The 18,122-nt window shown below is 35.2% G+C and carries 10 protein-coding genes; all 10 read right to left on the bottom strand.

Translation table 11 applies throughout. The features are described from left to right. Positions 1–227: 227 nt before the first annotated feature. The 10 genes from JI750_RS07550 to JI750_RS07505 all read right to left on the bottom strand — a co-directional run bounded on the left by JI750_RS07550 (position 228) and on the right by JI750_RS07505 (position 18,017). A complete protein-coding gene (locus JI750_RS07550) occupies positions 228–2,135 on the bottom strand; it encodes a sialate O-acetylesterase (RefSeq protein WP_201999843.1) in 1,908 nt (635 codons plus the stop codon). Positions 2,136–2,297: 162 nt separating this feature from the next. Further along, complete coding sequence (locus tag JI750_RS07545; protein WP_236672996.1) at positions 2,298–3,953, bottom strand: GH35 family beta-galactosidase; 1,656 nt, start codon at positions 3,951–3,953, stop codon at positions 2,298–2,300. Between the two features lie 113 nt (positions 3,954–4,066). Then, positions 4,067–6,268: an endo-1,4-beta-xylanase gene (locus JI750_RS07540; protein WP_201999841.1), complete on the bottom strand. Its 2,202-nt coding sequence runs from the start codon at positions 6,266–6,268 to the stop codon at positions 4,067–4,069. 12 nt (positions 6,269–6,280) lie between these two features. Then, a complete protein-coding gene (locus JI750_RS07535) occupies positions 6,281–7,654 on the bottom strand; it encodes a glycan-binding surface protein (protein ID WP_201999839.1) in 1,374 nt (457 codons plus the stop codon). Between the two features lie 31 nt (positions 7,655–7,685). Then, positions 7,686–9,317 carry a RagB/SusD family nutrient uptake outer membrane protein gene (locus JI750_RS07530; RefSeq protein WP_201999837.1) on the bottom strand — a complete coding sequence of 544 codons (1,632 nt, stop codon included), beginning with the start codon at positions 9,315–9,317 and terminating at the stop codon, positions 7,686–7,688. A gap of 10 nt (positions 9,318–9,327) precedes the next feature. Beyond that, positions 9,328–12,495 (bottom strand): SusC/RagA family TonB-linked outer membrane protein, encoded by a 3,168-nt coding sequence (locus JI750_RS07525; protein ID WP_201999835.1) that lies wholly within the window; start codon positions 12,493–12,495, stop codon positions 9,328–9,330. Positions 12,496–13,067: 572 nt separating this feature from the next. Beyond that, positions 13,068–13,724, bottom strand: coding sequence for a fructose-6-phosphate aldolase (gene fsa, locus JI750_RS07520; RefSeq protein WP_201999833.1), 657 nt, complete (start codon positions 13,722–13,724; stop codon positions 13,068–13,070). Positions 13,725–14,190: 466 nt separating this feature from the next. Further along, entirely contained in the window at positions 14,191–15,516 is a 1,326-nt protein-coding gene (gene xylA, locus JI750_RS07515; protein ID WP_201999831.1) for a xylose isomerase, read from the bottom strand. Between the two features lie 9 nt (positions 15,517–15,525). Beyond that, on the bottom strand, positions 15,526–17,007 hold the full coding sequence (locus JI750_RS07510) for a xylulokinase (RefSeq protein WP_201999829.1): 1,482 nt from the start codon (positions 17,005–17,007) through the stop codon (positions 15,526–15,528). A 2-nt stretch (positions 17,008–17,009) separates the two neighbouring features. Continuing rightward, complete coding sequence (locus tag JI750_RS07505) at positions 17,010–18,017, bottom strand: GntR family transcriptional regulator (RefSeq protein WP_201999827.1); 1,008 nt, start codon at positions 18,015–18,017, stop codon at positions 17,010–17,012. Between the last annotated feature and the right edge of the window lie 105 nt (positions 18,018–18,122).

The following is an 18,122-nucleotide window of genomic DNA, read 5'->3' as shown; positions in this document are numbered from 1 at the left end:
AAGTCCCAGCGGGACGGCATATTTATAGAAACAATTATTCCCATTTCAAAAGAGCCCCAGCGGGGTGAAATATTAATTTTAGAATTATGTCGCTCCTCTGGAGCTTTTGCTAACCATGTATCAAATGATCTACAAATATTTCATTCCTCCGGAATTTTGCCTAAAAATTGTTTGTAGCAAACTTTGTCAAAGTTTAAAACTTTGACAAAGTTGTCATTATTAAAAATTTATTTCAACTCTGCTTCAAAAGGTGAAGCTGGCAAGTCTTCTTTATTGTATAAATTGGCTTCAGAAGGATTATCTGCCCAAGCATAACGCACTTTTACAGGATTTAAAACGGTATCATTCCAAACTACGATTTTATCGCCTTCGATAATTGCTTTTGCCCAAACAAACTTTCCATCTGTTCCTGCAATGGCAAATTCTTTTAACTCATTTCCGTTTTTGCTTTGCAATCCTGTACCCATATCTGAAAAGCTTAAAATCAGTTTATTTCCATTTTGTTTCATCGATTGAAAAATCGGACCAGAAGCAGTTAAGTTTTTCTCTCCGTAAACCAATTTTCTTGCTTGCAACGCTAATCTTTTTCCAACATCATATTTGTCTAAAGGATGAATATCATTCCATTCGCCCAAATCTATTGTTATCGCCAAACCTGTATTTGGAACTTTCAGCGTATTTAGTTGCTGCTGTCTTAAAGCTGCCCAATTACTTTCTGTTGGTTCTGTTTTGGGTTCCATAAAATTAGGCAGCTGTACCAATAAAAATGGCAATTTTTCCTGTTTCCATTGCGCACGCCAATTAGAAATTAAGGTTTGCATTAAAGGTCCATATTCCAATGGTTTTCTAGTATTGGCTTCGCCCTGATACCATAAAACCCCTTTTATTGGATAATCTTTTAGTGGTGCAATCATGGCATTGTAAAGTCCGACTGGTTTCCAGCGCACGAAAGTCTGTCCTGGAAGCGGTTCCATTTTTGAACCTAATTTGTATTTCCAATTTCCTTTTAAGTCAATTGTATTATCGCCAATAATAAGTTCGTACGGTTTATCGGTTACAAAACCTCCTCTTCCAGAATTATTGATTACACGAATCGTAATTTCGTTTTTTCCTTCTTTTAAAACATTAGCATTAAAAGAATAAATTCTTGGTGGATATTGATATGAAGTTGTTCCTATGAAATGTCCGTTTACAAAAACTGAGTCAGCATCTACAATTCGTCCTAAAATCAATTTTGCCTGATTTTCTTTTACTTTTTCCAGAACAAAACCTTTTTTAAACCAAACTGAGCCGTTTGTTTTTCCAAATTCTCCATCGGCCCAATAGCCTGGAACGTTCATTGCTGCCCAATCAGAAGTTTCAACAGAATTTCTCCATTTCTCTTTCAGTCCAAGATCGGTTTCATTCAGTTTTTTATACCAGTTTGAACTAATTTTTCGGTCATTTTCGTCGATTTGTTTTTCAAGTTTTCCGTCTTTAAATTTTAAATATTCCTCATAATATTCTGGAAACTTTTTAATTCCTTCTTCGTTAATCCAAGATTCTGCTGGAGAACCGCCTAAAGCGCTGTTGATTAATCCGATTGGGATTTTATACTTTTTGTATATTTCTAAAGCAAAAAAATAACCAACGCCTGTAAACTGTAAAACATTTACAGGGTTTACTTCAACCCAAGAACCAGATGAAAAATCGTTTCTTTCTTTCGCGAAATAATATTCATCGGGAACTAAAAACTGACGAATATTAGTATTGGCAGATTTTGCAATTTCTTCTTTGTATTTGTCTTTTAGGCGATCCATCGGCAATTCCATATTCGATTGACCAGAACACAGCCAAACGTCACCGAAAAGAATGTTTTTTAATACAATTGTGTTGGATGCCTTTAAAGTCATTTCGTAAGGACCGCCTGCTTTTTGGGATGGAAGCTGAATCGACCATTTTCCGTCTTGGGCTGTTGTGGTTTTGTATGATTTACGATTAAAATCAAGCTCGATTTTTTCATTTGGCGATGCCCAACCCCAGATATTGACTTTTGTATCGCGCTGTAAAATCATTCCGTCACTTATTAATCGCGGAAGTTTTATTTGCGCGTTTATGCTAACTGTTATTAAAAATGCTAGTATTAATTTTTTCATTATAATCTGTTTTTATTTTTTTTAGCCACGAATTCACGAATTTTTCTAATTCTTTTCTTTGTGTTTTAATTATCTTCAATTACACAAATTAATTTGTGTAATTGAATTACTCTACAGACAAAGATTTAAAAAAAAATCGTGAATTCGTGGCGAATAAAAAAACTATTCATAAGTATATAATTTTATTTTTTGGATTTCGTAATCGCCAACTGAAATTCTTAAATGTCTGCCTTGATGAGTTTGATCTCCGTTGAAATGTCTGATGGTTCTCCAAACTTCATTTTCGAATTTACCAAAATCTGTTTTTAGAATTCCAGCATTTACATTTTCTTTTAAAGGTTTAAAAGTTACCACAATTCCTGAACCTGAAATATAAAATTCATCTTTAGCGATTTCTATAATAATGGCGCTTGACATTGGCCATGTTTCAGCTTTTGCTCCATCAGACCAATTTAAGGTATAATCATGTTTGAAAGTGAATTCGTAATCGCCCATTTTTATAATCTGTGTATTATTTTCTTTGTCTAATAAAACACCATCAATTTTTCCTTGTCCCTTATAAGCTTCTATTGTTGGAGTTAATTGCTTCACTAAATCATATATTTTTCCAAGCGGTTCTTTTTTCGCATCGGCAACTGATTCTATAGAAAATGGTGAAAAACCAATTGCTTCGTAATGTCCGATGGCATATAATCCTTTGAATGGCGCGCTTTCATCAAAACGATGTTCGGGAATAAATAACGGATCGCCTTGACGGGTAAATAAATCATTCCATTTTTTGAACGAAGGATTGTAAAAATCGGGCGCTAAAAAGTCGATTGAATTTCCTGCGGCTTTCCAAACATCCATAATGTGAGGCAACGGTCCTGCACTTGGATATTGTCCCGGTTTTTTTTCTGGTGCGTTTAAAGCTGCATTAACAAACATCGGAATTGGATAAACATCTTTTCCTGCTTTTGCAACTATATTTGTAAATTTTGAGAAATACCAAGCCATGAAAATTTCGTCTGTGTGAAGTCCTTTTCCAAAAACATTTTCCCAATTTCCTTTGGTTTTAAATCCGTTTTTCTTCCAGATTTCTGAAAATTCAGGAACGAGTTTTTCTTTATTTTTCTGCAAATATTGAATTAATTCTTTTGGCACTTCTTTTTTGAAAGCAGCATTGGCTAAAGCGTGATAATCACGTGCAGTTGGCAGCATTCCGATTTCGTTCTCCACCTGAATCATAATTACGGTTTGCTCTTTTTGGTCGAAATCTTTAATATGAGCCATTAATTTTTTAAAAGCATTTACATCAGCTTGAAGATTGTTTTCGCTAAAGGGCGTTAAAATCTCATGACTTTTGTTTGTATCGTCTTTAACTCTAGGATATTTTTTCTGATTGAGTTTTATCCATGCTGGAGCATGGCTTGACATACTGTTTTTCCAAGATCCGAACCATAAAAAAACAAGCTTTAAGTTTTCTTTTCGTGCACGAAGAATCAAATCGTCTACCAATTGAAAATCAAATTTGCCTTCTTGTGGTTCTATCAATTCCCAATAAACAGGCGTAAGAACGGTGTTGAGGTTCATATCAACAAGTTTTGGCCAGATGGTTTCCATGCTTTCCATACTGGTTGCCGAAGAGTTTCCTAATTCTCCTCCTCGTATTAAGAATGGGGTTTTGTTTACAATTAATTGTGTTTTATTTCCTTTTTTCTGAAGATGAGGTATGTTTTGACCAAAACCAAACTGCACCATCACTAAGGTCGCTGTCGCTAGAATCAAATTTCTTTTTATAAAAATTCGGATTCGATTTGTTTTAAGATTAAAAGCCATTTTGATTTGTTTTTTGCTCTCATAAATCTTGAGCATAAAAGTTAAGAAAATAAACAATCCATAGCGCAGACCCTTTTATAGACTTGCACTATGGATAATTACTAATTAAATATTTAAGGTTTTTGCAACTCTCCTGAGAAACCTAAACTCACATCTTTTCCTGCAAGTCCGTCTGCTGCACCTTTGTAAGCGTGCTTGCGAACATAATTTGCATCCCAAAGATTTGGAGATTCATTTGGAAGCCAGTATTCATGTTCTTTAGAATTATCTGAAACTCCCCAAATTGTAATTCCGTACTGTTGTCCTACAGGAATGTATTTTTTGTACATATCAATAACATATTGATACATTTCTGCTTGAGAAGCTTGCTGTTCTACTGTTGGGGTAGCTGTTCCTAATCTGATATCTAACTCAGAAATTTTAATCAATTTTCCTGTCGCTGCCAGTTTTTGGAACATTTGAGCGATTTTGTCTTTATCTGTTGTTAAGCCAATGTGCATCTGTGTTCCAATTCCGTCAACCTGAGCGCCTTGACTTTCAATGTATTTTACATACTCGATTATTCCATCACATTTATCTAATCTAGATTCTAAGTTGTAATCGTTTATGAAAAGTTTATCGGTTGCATTTCCATATTGGCGTGCCAATTTGAATGCTTTTACTGCGTAATCTTTTCCTAAGTATTTTACCCATGAGAAATAGTCTGTTGCAGTATCGCCTTCAGTTCCGTTTCTTAATGTTCCATCTTCTTTCATTGGCTCATTTACAACGTCCCAAGAGAAAACACCTGTTTTGTAATGTGTCATCATTTTAGAAATCCAATCTGTCATGGCATCGCCAATAATTTTGGTTTTCTCAGCATCTGTTTTTTCAATTGTAATTGGAGCAGTTGGTACATTCCCAGTAGATGATCCATCAGTCACCAGAACATTATCAATATAATAAGTTCCAGCAGCTCCTCCTAAATCAAAACCAAAACCTGTCTCACCACCTTTTGCTGTAATTTTCCATTCAATCTGTTTCCATGTAGGCGTCGTTGTTTGATCTGCCTGGTAATTTGCTACCCCTGATGGTGTTGTTGAACATCGTACAGAACCATTAGCTTCTGAACGAATCATATAAGAAATCGTGTAGCTTTTTCCTGCTACCAATGCAGAAGTAAAAGTGGTCTGAATTTGTGTTTTCCATTGGTTCGAAGCATCAGATGTAGCGTTTACTACTTTCATTGATCCACTTCCCTCATAAACATTTGAAGCTCCTGTTCCTGCACTTAAAGCATCTGCTGCGCCATTGGCTTTACTCCATCCAGTAATACCAGAGTTAAAAGTTCCGTTAGCAATTAAATTAACTGGTCCTGCAGAAGCATCAAGATCTACAACTGCAAGTGTATTAACATCAATAAGATATGTTACGTTTGGAATAGGCCCTAAATCAAAACTTAATTTTAAGCTATTGCTTCCAACTGCAAAATCACTTGCATTTAATTTAAATTTAATTTGTTTCCATTGCGAAGTGGTAGCAAATGCTTCTGCTGTACTTGTACCATCCCAATTAATCCAAGGATAAGCATTTTTAAGTCCAGTAAAAGAAATACGCCCTTTACCTGTCTTATCTGATTTGATGTAGAAAGAAACTTCGTAGTTATGACCTGTTACGACAGATACCGCAGGAGATGTTAATTGTAGGTCCCAATAATTGGTTGATGATGTTGAGGAAATCAATTGAACAGCTTTAGAATTTGCGGCTAAACCTGCATTATCAACTACTGTAATTCCCTGACCTTGATTTCCTTTTGACCAGTTTGTAAACGAACCGCTTTTTAAACCTGCAATGTCAAGAATATTTGTTCCGCTTGAACCTGGAATTACTGTTGGGGCAATAATACCGTTTAGATAACTTGCATTTTGGTTGGAATGCCAAACTAAAGTATGTCCAAAAACTTTTAATCCTGCGCTTTTTGTTGCAGCGATAAATTCATCTACATTGGTAAAATCAATTTCTCCTTTAGCATTTACCATTGCACCATGTTTCATTTCGTAACCTGGCGTAACCTCATCAAAGTTTTCGTTTACAATTTTTCTATAGGCTGGATCACTCATATACAAACTGATACCGATTCCATTTCCTAATGAAAAATCTGAATAGTTTTTTAATGGTTCGTAACGGCTTATTTTTTCTACTAAAGCCAACGGAAGTTCAGCTCCTGTTACTTCGCCGTGTTCTGGGTCTTTTCCCCACTCCATCAAGTTGTCATCGCAAGAAGCGAATAACAGCAATGATGAAGCAATTACAGGTAATATCTTTATATATTTCATTTTGGTCATTTTTTAGTTAGGGAAATCATTATAAACTGGTGCGTCTAATGGTACAATTCTCCAGTTGTCTGTGTACACTTTTACAGAAGTTGCTTTTGAAGGAAATTCTTCTTCACTTGTGTTTCCTAGCACATCTTTCATTTTTACATCCAAATTTTCGAACCAAATACCAAAGTTCTGATACGTTGCAGCTTCACGATAAGCTAAAACGGTTTCAAACGTAGCAGCTTCTTTAGACCATTGATAAAATTTGTTTAAAGGAATAGTAACAGTTACCCATCCTGTAGTCTGGAAAGCGACAGATTTTCCATCAACCAACCAAGGAATATAATTATAAACTCCTCCAGACCATGCTCCTGCGTTGAAGTTATTAATTGTACATATTTTTAAATATCCTGAATCTTTCCATGCATCTGGTACATAGATATCAAACTGAAATGCTACTTTATCCAACGGTGTGGTTGCTGGAATAAAAGGAGTAAATTGAGCTCTCCAGTTATCAACACCTGTTCCTCCTGTCCAAACTTCTGTCGCTCTTCCTGTGGCTGCTGCAATTGAAGTAAGACGAGATGGACGATGCGGTACGTATTTACCTTGAGAAAGATTTCCTACGCCAATTGAAGCCGATTCCAAATCAGTTCCTAAAATCATACCTGTTGCTGGTGGTGTTCCCCAGAAACTATGCTGTCCTCTTCCGTCAAAATCTAAAATAATAGCTCTTTTACAGTTAAAGTATGCTGGAGAATATACTCCTCCATTTGATCCTTGTACGAATATTGAACCTCCATTATCCGAAACTCCATTTGGAACCACAACTGTAAATGATTCTCCATCTTCGTCTGAAACAATTCCAGTTGTAACCTCAACATTGCCTGGGAAAACTACTTTGTTCACTTCTGTTAAACCACTTCCATAAACTGTAATTGTTTCTCCTGCATTAGGCATTGTATTTGAAATTCGGGTAATTTCTGGTCTCCCTGCTCTAATTTCAAAAGGAAAAGTAAATTCATTATTATCATTGACAAAACGGATTGTATTTCTTACTGATGGATCTGCATCTAAAATCGGGGTATCTGCAGAAACGCTTACCAGCATAGAATTATTAGAAACAAAAACCACATTAAAGTAAGTTGAATATCCGTTTATGTAAACTTTCTTTAATCCTTCAAACCCAGAACCTTCTATACGTAATAGTTGTCCTAAACGGGCAAAAGTTACTTCTCTATCAGGTACAGATGAATTTACATCTTCTAAAAACACTTTCGTAATTGTAATTGCGTCTCCTTCTGAATCGTTATTATCGCAAGAAGTAAACAGCATACCGAAAACCATCATGCTTAACAGTGCAATTGGTGCCCAATACTTTTTAGTTAAAATATATTTCATATTTATGTCTTTTAGTTTTTTATTTCTGAAACTAGAATAAGTCTTTTATTTTCTCTTCTGTAAACTGATACGGAACTGGATTTTCTCTCAATAACGGATTCTGAACTAATTCAGATTCTGGATAAGGAAGTGTGAAAATTGTCGCATCGATTACCCCAATTGCTCTCGGACTCGTCACTTTTGAAGCATCAACCGTTACTGTATTTGTTGCTGTATCATACAAAATTGGAGTTATTGTTCCTCTGTTTTGAGCTGTGATATAGTTAATTACTTCCTGCTGTTTGTAGTAAGCTCTGCGAACTAAATCGTACCAATATTGTCCCTCCATACATAATTCAACTCTTCTTTCGTGCGCAAGATCTGCATAAGTCAAAGTGGTTTTAGGGTCTAATCCCGCACGTGTGCGAAGTCTGTTTACAACTGAAATAGCTGTTGCATCTGCAGTTGAAGCGTTGTTTCCTAAAGCTGCTTCTGCGTAATTCAAATAAACTTCTGCAAGGCGTAACATGTAAGTATTTAAAGCAGAATTCATACGTGTAATTTTAGAATTGTCTTTGGTAGAACCTACAACTCCTTTTTTAATGGTAAGGAAATCTGCTGTATGATCTACTGTATAACCTCCGTTTGCTTTGTTGATTTCTGCATAATGATCACCATCTCCCATAAAAGTTGCTCTACGACGAAGATCTTTTGATTCATATTCTTGCAAAACATTGTACGAAGCTCTTGTCCAATATCCCCAAGCCGCATCGTCTCCCGTAATATCAGAACCTAATGCAAAATATGCCTGTTGTGTATTGTTTACTCCATAATCTCCGTTTGGAACCCATTGTAGCGCAAACATTGACTCGGTGTTATTGTTATTATCAATCATGAATAAATCTTCATAATTTGTCATTAGGGCGTATGGCCCAGAGCTCATTACTTTTTCCGCCGCTTTTTTAGCTAAATCAAGATATTCCTGATTGCGTGTTCCGCTGTTTGGGTTGTCGCTAACTCCTGAAAATGATAAGTAAACACGAGACAGCATACCGTATGCACTATATCTTGTTAAACGCCCAGCCTGACCTGCAGTTTCTGGAAGATATTTGGCCGCAAATTCTAAATCACGCATCGAGAATTCGTACACATCTTTCATTGGATTTTTATTCACGATCGGATTTTTTACCAATTCGCTCGGATCTGTCGAAATGATAACATCTCCCCATAACGAAGCCAAATACCAATATGCTGTTCCTCTCATAAAACGAGCTTCGGCAATATATTTGTTTTTAATAGTTGCGTTCATTGAACTTCCAGAAATCCCGATAATCACATTATTAGACTGTTGTATCACATTATACAAAGATGCCCAAGCCGAAACCAAAGGCCCTGTTAATCCCGTTTCTGTTAAATCTGTAAACGGATAAGCGTAATCTGAGAAAGGTGCGTACATGTTTGCGGCACGTCCGTCTCCTAATCCGTAATAAAATTTATCATTAAAATCGAACCATACTTTATTGTACAATGGTCCTGTTGCGGCCTGAAAATCAGATTCCGTTTTATAAAAATTCTCTTTTGTAATTACATCATTTGGTTCAACGTCTAAAATGTCGCTGCAACTCGTCCAAACAAATGGCAATGCAATAATTAAAGCCGTGTAAAATATTTTCTTTGTTTTCATTGTGCGTTTTTTAGAAATTAACAGTTAATCCAAGCGTAGTTACCATAGGCGAAGGATAACGTCCGTTATCGATACCATTTAGAAGCTGGTTTTGGTTCATTGCGCCTACCTCAGGATCATATCCTTTATATTTAGTAAAGGTTAAAACATTCTGCATGTTTGAGTATACTTTGATGTTTGAAATTCCGTATTTAGAATACAAATCCTTTGGAAGATTATAACCAATCGAAATATTTTTAAGCCTTACATAAGATCCGTCTTCTACAAATCTGTTGCTTAAACGATAATTTGAAGCCGAAGCCGCAGATGATGCCGCAATTCTAGGCATGTAAGGATCTCCGCCAACAATCTGAACGTTACGATAATCGTTTGGTCCATTCGGATCGATTAATTCTAATTGCGCGTATCCTAAAGCTGATTTCAATAAATTGGTATTCTCACGTGGGTTTTCAAGCCATCTTCTTTGGTAATTTAAAACATCATTTCCGTAAGAACCTGTGAATAAAATGCTCACATCAAATCCTTTGAATGAAAAACTATTATTGAAACCGAAAGTGAAATCTGGGTTAGGATCTCCAATATATCCAGCGTCTTTTTCGTTGATTACTCCGTCTTTATTCACATCTTCAAACATATAATCTCCAATCCAAACGCCATTTTCACCAATTACCATTCCTTCTGGCAATGCTGTTGGTTTTACTGTTCCTGTGGCATCTTTATAATAGAAGTCTGTTGCTTTTTCAAAACGTCCAATTACTTTATAGCCATAGAATTGTCCTAAAGGCTGACCTACAGCTGTACGAGTAACGACTGTTACATCTGAACCTTGCTGTAATGTCTGATCGTAAACTCCAGATTCTGAATTCAATTTCAACACTTTAAATCTGTTCATTGAGATATTGAAATTTGATTTCCAAAGAAAATCTTTTCTCTGCATGTTTATAGTGTTTATAGTAAACTCGAAACCTTTATTTTCAAGAGATCCGATATTTGCAAAAGGTGGAGATGTTGCTCCTTGACCCGTTGTTCCTACATAAGCTGGAAGTGATAATCTTAGTAATAAATCATCTGTTCTTTTGTAGTAAACATCTGTTGTAATTTCAATTCTATTATCTAAAAGTCCGATATCTAAACCTATATTAGTTTGGTTTGATTTTTCCCATTTAAGATCTGGATTTGCTGTATTGGTTGCAATTTGTCCGCTTCCCCAATTGGTTGCTGAGGTGCCGTAAACAGAAGTATAAGCATTATTCGGTACGCTTGAGTTACCTGTAACTCCCCATCCAGCACGTAATTTTAAATTGCTGATGGTCTGATTGTCTTTTAAAAATGATTCGTTTGAAACTTTCCATGCTAAAGAAGCAGACGGGAACCAATCCCATTTATTGCCTTCTGCAAATTGAGAAGATCCATCTCTTCTGATGGTTCCTGTTAGAATATATCTATCATCAAATGTATACGTTGCTCTTGCAAAATAAGAACTAAGCGATTTTGTAGAACTTGCATTTGAGTTTCTAGCTGTTGTTGGGTCTCCGGCGTTTAAATCTGTAGCTCCGTTTGTTAAATAACCTGAACGATAACCATAAAGGTTTTCCCAGTTTTGCTCTTGAAGTTCTTGAGCTACCAATGCATTAACATTATGTTTTCCGAATGCTTTATTATAAGTCAAAGTGTTAGTCCAAATCCAGTTTTCACTAGTAGATTTTGTTCTTGATCCTTCTCTAACTTCATTTGATAATGCTCCGAAAGTATACGATGGGTTAAAAGTATATCGATTTCCAAAACCATAATCTATAGAATACTGGGTTTTAAGTTTTAAATCTTTTGTAAAACCAATTTCTGCATACACATTTCCCCTAATTCCGTAGTCTTTTCCATGATTGTCTTTCAACATTGCAATTCCCAATGGGTTCGTCTGAACAAATTCTGTTGTATCTGGTCCGTCAAAAGTTCCATCAGCATTTCTAGCAGCTACGTTTGGAGTCTGTTTTAAAGCGGTTAAAATTACCGAATCATCATTTACAGTAGTTACCTGATTGGTTTTGTAAGCATTCAGATTCACTCCAACTTTCATCCATTTCTTTACCTGCGAATCAATTACACCTCTAATAGTCATACGATCAAAAGAAGATCCGATTACAGTTCCTTCCTGATCAAAATAAGACATTCCTAATGCATAAGTAGTATTGTCAGATCCGCCAGAAGCAGATAAATTATAACTTTGAATTAAACCCACTTGAAATAATTCATCTTGCCAGTTTGTTCCTTCTCCTAATAAATCAGGACGAATAAAATAAGGATCTCTTTGAACGATTCCTAAATCTGAACGAGTATTTTTCAGTGTTCCATATTCTCTTAAATTAAGTACCTGCAATTCTTTAGGCATTTGCTGCCATCCTACATAACTGTCAAAATTTAAAGTCAAATCTCCTTTTCTACCTGTTTTAGTAGTTACCATAATTACCCCATTTGCCGCCCTAGAACCATAAATAGCAGTTGCAGAAGCATCTTTTAAAATGTCTATAGAAGCAATATCGTTAGGGTTAATTCCTGAAAGCGGATTTGAATTTAAAGAACCTGAATTACCATCTATAATAACACCATCAATTACATAAATTGGCTCATTAGAACCTGTAATAGAGCTTATACCACGAATACGTACCGAAGAGCTTCCTCCAGGAGTACCACTATTTTGCTGTATCTGCACCCCAGCCGCACGACCTTGCAATACCTGATCTATAGTTGTAGAAACAGATTGCGTTACTGCTGCACTAGATATAGAAGAAATCGCTCCTGTTAAATCTGCTCTTTTTGCGGTTCCGTATCCAATAACAACAACTTCTTTTAAGTCATTTAAGTTCTCTTCTAGTACAGCATCAATTTTAGTTTTATTGTTCACTGCAACTTCGTGCGGTTTATATCCAATAAAACTAAAAACCAAAATACTATTATTGGGAATAGCTTGAAGCGTGTACGTTCCGTCAAAGTTTGATACCGTACTTGTTTTGGTTCCTTTTACAATAATATTGACACCTGGTATTGGTCCGCTACCATCAGATACAGTACCTGTAACAGTAATTTGCGCATTTACCGAAGCAGAAAATACCATCATCAGGATTAAGAACCCCAGATTCTTAAAGTATTTAGATCTGCTTTTAGTAATTAAAAAGTTAGTCATAAATAATTGGTTTAATGAGTTAATAGTTGGTTTAGTTAGTTTTCGTTTTGATTGACTTTGCTATTCGCTTTATTTTAACATTTCGAACGAATAGCAACTTATAGTCAAAACAAATATATGCAAAAAACAACAACACACAATCGGTTGCGTTAATTTTTATTCCTAATTTCAAAAAAATAAAGCCAAAAAAAAGAATTATATCTATTAATAATTGCCAAATATTAAACAATCATTAAAAACAGTGTTTAATATCACGAAAACGTTAGAGATAATAAATCATTTGATTCAAAATCTTAAAAAAAATATAAAATGTTAAAAATTCAGATTTTTTTCAAAAAACTAAAACGTTGTAGTAACCGTCTAAAAATTCATCATAAATTAAATCATTCGCTTTCCCTTATAAAAGCTGACTTAAGAGATCTTATAAACTGAAAACCAATAAAATAACTTAAACATTATAATTCTTACAAAACTAAAAAAGAGAACAATCGGTTGCTTTTAATTCATAAAAAAACTCCCTTTCAAATAACTGAAAGAGAGTCTTAAAACTATAAAAATGGAAATAAAAAATACTATAGATTCATCTTTTTGGCATCTTCAACAAACTGTTTTAGTCCAATATCTGTTAAAGGATGTTTTAAAAGACCTTTTATTGCAGAAAGCGGTCCTGTCATAACATCTGATCCAATTTTTGCACAATTGATAATATGCATAGTATGCCTAACAGAAGCCGATAAGATTTGTGTTTGGTAATTGTAGTTATCATAGATTTCTCTGATTTCAGAAATTAAATGCATTCCATCTGTCGAAACATCATCTAAACGTCCTAAAAATGGAGAGACATAAGTCGCTCCCGCTTTCGCTGCCAATAATGCTTGTCCTGCCGAAAATACTAAGGTTACATTAGTACGAATACCTTTCGAAGAAAAATATTTACAAGCTTTTACACCATCGCCAATCATTGGCAGTTTCACTACAATTTGTGGATGCAAAGCCGCTAATTCTTCTCCCTCCCTTATCATTCCTCCGAAGTCTGTTGAAATGACCTCAGCAGAAACGTCGCCGTCAACGATATTACAAATAGCTAAATAATGATTAAGGATATTTTCTTTTCCTGTAATGCCTTCTTTTGCCATTAAAGACGGATTTGTAGTTACACCGTCTAAAACGCCTAAAGCCTGCGCTTCTTCAATGTCTTGAAGATTGGCAGTGTCAATAAAAAATTTCATAAGTTTTTTGGTTTGTGGTTAATTGTAGAGACGCACTGTAGTGCGTCTAAATTCTAGTAAAAAACTTTGTCAAAGTTTAAAACTTTGACAAAGTTCTCAGCTTGTTCTAGTGAGTGAAAAATGTGCATTTCGATTGATTCTGCTCTTCAAAAAACCTTCAATAAAAAAATAACTCACTAATTATTTTATCAAACTGACTTTTTATTCGTTTCAATTTTCAAAAAACAGTAACTAAACCTTCAATCTGTTTTTCTTGAATCTCTATTCAAAAAAGCCATAATCTTAATACACATTTTCGAAGTTTTTATCTAAAAAAAGCATTTTTTAAACATATTAACGTTTTACAGCTATCATGTTTAAAATTTTAAACTCTTTTAGATTTTTTCTCTCACTAAATATTTTGGAGAAACCTAACAGTCCCGATGCATCGGGACTGTTAGGTTGAATATTTAAAATCTAAAATCAATTAAATATATTGATTGATGATATTTTCAAACAATTCTTGTTTACCGCTTTGAAGATTCAATTCTCCATTTTCGTGAGCGATAGTATAAAGATCTTTAAGATTTAATTTTCCATCAGCAAAATCTTTTCCTTTTCCAGAATCAAATGAGCTGTATCTTTCTTTTCTTAATTTTTCGTAAGGAGAAGAAGAAATGATTTTATCTGCAGTCAATAAAGCTCTTGCAAAAGTATCAGCTCCGCCAATGTGTGCTAAGAAAACATCTTCTAAGTCTGTAGAGTTTCTTCTGATTTTAGCATCAAAGTTAACTCCACCGCCTTGTAATCCGCCAGCTTTTAAGAAAACCAACATGGCTTCTGTTGTCTCTTGAATGTTATTTGGGAATTGATCTGTATCCCATCCATTTTGGTAATCTCCTCTGTTTGCATCAATGCTTCCTAACATTCCCGCTTTTGCAGCCACTTCTAATTCGTGTTGGAAAGTGTGTTGTGCCAATGTAGCGTGGTTTACCTCGATATTGATTTTGAAATCTTTATCTAAACCATAATTTTTCAAGAATCCGATTGCTGTCGCTGAGTCAAAATCGTATTGGTGTTTTGATGGCTCCATTGGTTTTGGTTCGATGAAGAAAGTTCCTTTAAAACCTTGAGCTCTTGCGTAGTCTCTAGACATTGCTAAGAATTGCGCCATGTGGTCTAATTCTCTTCCCATATCTGTGTTTAATAAAGACATATAACCTTCTCTACCACCCCAGAATACATAGTTTTCTCCGCCTAAAGCTATAGTTGCGTCCAAAGCTAATTTTACTTGTCCACCAGCTCTTGCTACTACATTAAAATCTGGATTTGTAGCCGCTCCGTTCATGAATCTTGGGTTTGAGAAACAGTTTGAAGTTCCCCAAAGCAATTTAATTCCAGAATCTGCTTTTTTCTGTTTTAAGTAATCTGTAATGAAAGCCAAACGTTTTTCTGATTCTGCGAAAGTTGCTCCTTCAGCAATCAAATCGTAATCGTGGAAACAGAAATAATCAAATCCCATTTTGCTGATAAATTCAAAAGCTGCATCTGCTTTATCTTTTGCTGCCTGATATGGATCTGATGAAGCATCCCAAGCAAATTGCTGTGTTCCTGGTCCGAATGGATCACTTCCTTGTCCGCAGAAAGTATGCCAGTAAGCGATTGCAAATTTAAAGTGCTCACGCATTGTTTTTCCAGCTACAATTTGGTCTGGATTGTAATATTTAAATGCCAACGGATTATCAGATTCCTTTCCTTCAAATTTAATTTGGCCGATACCTTTGTAGTATTCTTTATCTCCTAAAACTATCATTTGATTTTTTTATTTATTTGTTAATATTAATTCTAATTCTTGTTTCCATTTTTTATATGCCGTTTCGTATTCCACTTTATTTTTTAGAGGCAAAAAGGTCATTACGTGATCGTTTGTCGTAATTCCTGAACCAAATTTTTCAAAGTCACCATCTGTCAAACCTACTGCTCTTGCTGCTCCTACCGCTCCTGTTGTATTGTAAATTTCAATTTCATGACCAATTAATGTTGCAACTGTATTAGAGAAAATTTCGGAACGGAATAAATTATCATTTCCAGCTCTAATTACATTAATCGTTGCATTATCATCTTTCAAGCATTCCATTCCATACACAAAAGAAAATGCAATTGCTTCTAAAGATGCTCTAAATAAATGCGCGTTAGTATGAATATTAAAATTCAGGTTTAAAATATGAGATCCAATATTTTTATTATTGAACATTCTTTCAGCGCCATTCCCAAACGGAATGACAACCAATCCTTGTGAACCTACATTTATCTGAGATGCTTTTTCATTCATTTCTTCATAGGATTCATTTCCGATATTGTTTCGCATCCATCGGTATTGGATTCCTGCTCCGTTTATATTCAGCAATTTCCCAACTCTCGGATTTGATTCCGTATAATTTACATGGACAAAGTTGTTTACACGAGTACTTTTTCCAGAATTTGTTTCTGTAACAGCATAGAAAACGCCCGACGTACCACCCGTTGCTGCCACTTCTCCTGAACGAAGTACATTTAATGAAAGCGCATTATTAGGCTGATCTCCCGCTCGATACACAATCGGAATTCCTGTAGGAAGACCTGATTCTGTAGCAGCTTTTTCAGTTACAACACCCTGATTCGTAAAGTTTTCTACGATTTTTGGAGTTAATGTGGTATCAATTCCATAATATTCTAAAAGCCAATCGGCTACTTTATTTTCTTTATAATCCCAAAGCATTCCTTCAGACAAACCATTTTTGGTAGTCGTTACTTCGCCTGTCAATTTCAAAGCGATGTAATCTCCCGGAAGCATGTATTTAGCGATTTTATTATAAACTGCTGGTTCGTTTTCTTTAACCCATTTCAGTTTCGAAGCGGTAAAATTTCCTGGCGAATTCAATAAATGTGACATGCATTTCTCTTCTCCAATCTCGGCGAAAGCCTTATTCCCAATTTCAACCGCACGGCTGTCGCACCAGATAATTGAATTTCGCAGTGCATTCCCAGCTTCATCCACAATCACCAATCCGTGCATTTGGTACGAAATTCCAATTCCTTGAATTTTAGAGGCATCGATATTTGCTTCTTTAATCGCTCTTTTCGTTGCCGTACAAATGTACTGCCACCACATTTCGGGATCTTGCTCCGCCCAGTCTGGGTGAATCGAAAGGATTTCCATTTCGTTCTGTGGTTCATTCAAAACGATTACTTTTTTACCCGTTTCTGCTTCAACAATTGCTGCTTTCACAGAAGAACTTCCAATATCATATCCGATATAATACATACTTACAATGATTCTCTTATTATTAATTTTGTCGGCACATAACACTGCGTTTCTTCGTCATGCGTAATAAATGCCGCTGCTTTGGTTCCCATTTCTTTAAAATCAGTTGAAACAACCGAAATTCCTTTGTATATAAATTTCTTCATTGGGGTTTCGTTGTACGATAAAAATCCAACGTCTTTCCCTGGTTCGTAATCTTTCTCTTTGCACTGCTCCAAAAAGTGCCCTAAAATCCTGTCGCTTACACTGATGTAGGCAATTCCTTTTTCGATATTGAATTTCTTTGGATCTGTAGTCACTTCATACTCAAAACCAAAATCTGCACAGAATTTCTTAAAAAACGCCACAGTTTCCCACGGATGATTTGTAAAATCCGGATATACAAATTGGATTTTTTTATACTTCTTAAACAAATCCACGGCTTCTATCAAAGACTCATAAAATGCTTTCCCGAAATCCTGAAATACATAATTATTGGCTTTATCTGCCTGAATATTCCAGTCAATCAAAAGCAGTTTATCACTTGCAATTGCAGATAACGCCGGAGCAATATCTCGGTGATCAAAATTCATCACTACATACTTATAATATTTTCCGATTCCGTTATTGATGATCGTTTTAAAAACATCAATATTATAATGATGAAACTGTACATCGATAATCACATTATCTGGCAGATTATTCACAACCGAATGATACAAAACCTCTTTATAAGCTTTAAACGTATCTAAAACCAAAAGTACTTTTCTCGTTTCGCCAGCTACGTAATAGCCTTTATTTGGCACAGAGTCAATCACTTTTTGGTCTTTTAAAATCGTATACGCCTTAAAAACCGTATCTCTCGAAAGCTGATAAGTTTTGCAAATCACATTCACAGACGGAAGCAAATCTCCCTTCTGTAAAATATTCTCTGCAATAGCATTAGTAATTCCGTCAACCAGCTGCTGGTACTTCGGAATATCACTATCGTGATTAATTATAAACTCAAATTTTTCTTCTTCTTTTAGCATACCGTTCTGTTCCGTTCTGTTATGCTAAAATAGCTAAAAATATTTTACAAAAAATTATTTTTTAGGTTAAAATTGTTATTTTTTTTAATGTCTTAATCTTAATAA

Origin of the sequence: Flavobacterium tagetis, assembly GCF_016735615.1 — a bacterium.
GTDB lineage: Bacteria > Bacteroidota > Bacteroidia > Flavobacteriales > Flavobacteriaceae > Flavobacterium > Flavobacterium tagetis.
The sequence above is the reverse complement of the archived record's forward strand: the minus strand, read 5'-3'. Positions and strand labels throughout refer to the sequence as shown.

Bases quoted from the DNA above. Each gene is read 5' to 3' on its own strand.
- JI750_RS07550 (WP_201999843.1), bottom strand. From the start codon at position 2,135: ATGAAAAAATTAATACTAGCATTTTTAATAACAGTTAGCATAAACGCG.
- JI750_RS07545 (WP_236672996.1), bottom strand. From the start codon at position 3,953: ATGGCTTTTAATCTTAAAACAAATCGAATCCGAATTTTTATAAAAAGA.
- JI750_RS07540 (WP_201999841.1), bottom strand. From the start codon at position 6,268: ATGAAATATATAAAGATATTACCTGTAATTGCTTCATCATTGCTGTTA.
- JI750_RS07535 (WP_201999839.1), bottom strand. From the start codon at position 7,654: ATGAAATATATTTTAACTAAAAAGTATTGGGCACCAATTGCACTGTTA.
- JI750_RS07530 (WP_201999837.1), bottom strand. From the start codon at position 9,317: ATGAAAACAAAGAAAATATTTTACACGGCTTTAATTATTGCATTGCCA.
- JI750_RS07525 (WP_201999835.1), bottom strand. From the start codon at position 12,495: ATGACTAACTTTTTAATTACTAAAAGCAGATCTAAATACTTTAAGAAT.
- fsa (WP_201999833.1), bottom strand. From the start codon at position 13,724: ATGAAATTTTTTATTGACACTGCCAATCTTCAAGACATTGAAGAAGCG.
- xylA (WP_201999831.1), bottom strand. From the start codon at position 15,516: ATGATAGTTTTAGGAGATAAAGAATACTACAAAGGTATCGGCCAAATT.
- JI750_RS07510 (WP_201999829.1), bottom strand. From the start codon at position 17,007: ATGTATTATATCGGATATGATATTGGAAGTTCTTCTGTGAAAGCAGCA.
- JI750_RS07505 (WP_201999827.1), bottom strand. From the start codon at position 18,017: ATGCTAAAAGAAGAAGAAAAATTTGAGTTTATAATTAATCACGATAGT.